The organism is Vibrio sp. 1159 (assembly GCF_033340395.1).
Lineage (GTDB): Bacteria > Pseudomonadota > Gammaproteobacteria > Enterobacterales > Vibrionaceae > Vibrio > Vibrio alginolyticus.
Map to the genome: position 1 here is coordinate 1 of NZ_JAWOWL010000095.1, position 1,506 is coordinate 1,506.

Genomic DNA, 1,506 nt, shown 5'->3' on the forward strand with positions numbered 1-1,506 from the left:
ATCAGCGTATTACTGCATGGCGCGTGGCGACGTCGCTATATGATTGTCATTCCGATGCTTGTGCTACCTATCCTTGGTTTTGGCGTAAGCAAGCTCGTTCCAACAACGTACGTCGCACACACCAGCATGTTGATTCAAGAAACGGCGAAGATGAATCCGTTTCTGCAAGATATTGCCGTATCAACCATGCTTAAAGACCGTTTGAGTGCGTTGAGTACTTTGCTGAAAAGCCGTCACGTGCTCTACTCTGTCGCAAAAGAGCAAGGGCTGATTGACGATGACATGGGCGCGAAAGAACAAGAGTTCATCATCAAAGATCTCGCTTCGCGCTTGTCTGTTCAACAACTGGGTAAAGACTTTATCCAAATTCAGCTAAGAAGCGGTAAAGCACAAGGAATGGAGTCAATGTTAACGTCGGTGAGTAACCGATTTGTTGAGCAACTGTTGGCCCCTGAACGCTCGTCGATTAAGGATTCCAGTCATTTTTTGACCATCCATATCAATAAGCGAAGAGAAGAACTCGACAAAGCCGAGCACGCTTTTGCCGAGTATAAAAACACCTACTCACACGCAACTCCAGAAATGCAGGCCCAAAGCTTGACCCGCCTAGCCAGCTTAAAGCAAACCTTGGCGGAGAAAGAAGCCGAGCTTGCCGGTGTGACTCGCAGTTTGGGGAGCTTGGACCAACAGCTTTCCAAAACCAACCCCGTCATCGGTAAGATTGAAGAACAAATTATCGAGATCCGAAGCGAGCTTACTCTGCTCCGCGCCAAATACACCGAAGCGCACAGCCTAGTACAAGGAAAATTGCGCGAATTAAAACGCTTAGAGCAAGAACGCACAGTTCTGCTCAGTTCAAAACAGCCAGAGCTGAACAGTAACCAATTGTGGGACATTGCGAGTAACGCCACCGTAAGTAGCCTTGGGGAAGCGCAGCCATTGCTTGTGTCTCAACTTCATCAACTGCAAATTATGCGTAGCCGTTTTGAATCACTCACCGAAGAAACCGTCAGTTTGCAAAAGATGATTCAAGAGTTAGAAAGCAATGCCCATCGCTTTGGTAGCACCGCGACAGAAATCAACCGTTTAGCACGTGATGTCGCCGTAAAGCGTGAAATGTACGACGACCTCGTCGAGCGTTACGAAATGGCGCAATTGACAGGATCGCTTGGTGTGTTTGAAGAAAACAAACGCGTGAAGATCATTGATGCGCCATTCACTCCGACAATTCCGTCTAATCTACCAAGCATTGTATTTATCATTCTAGGCTTTATCGGTGGTGCCGGCCTTGGCGTTGGTCTAGCCACCATACTTGAACTGGCAGACAACTCGGTGCGCTCTCGCCGAGCATTAGAAAAACACCTGGGCGTTCCGGTGATCACCACCTTGCCTAAAGTGACGTTCGCCAGTTAACTCTCCTACTCACCATGACGATAAAGCACTCGTTGACCCGAGTGCTTTTTCTTTGCTACGCAACGTTAACTTAGCGCATGGTTTTGTCTTCTC

1 protein-coding gene is annotated in these 1,506 nt (G+C 48.1%); it reads left to right on the plus strand.

The window, feature by feature from the left end:
* Positions 1-1,413: chain-length determining protein (locus R7127_RS26105; RefSeq protein ID WP_318148672.1), on the plus strand; the 1,413-nt coding region annotated here is incomplete at its 5' end.
* Between the last annotated feature and the right edge of the window lie 93 nt (positions 1,414-1,506).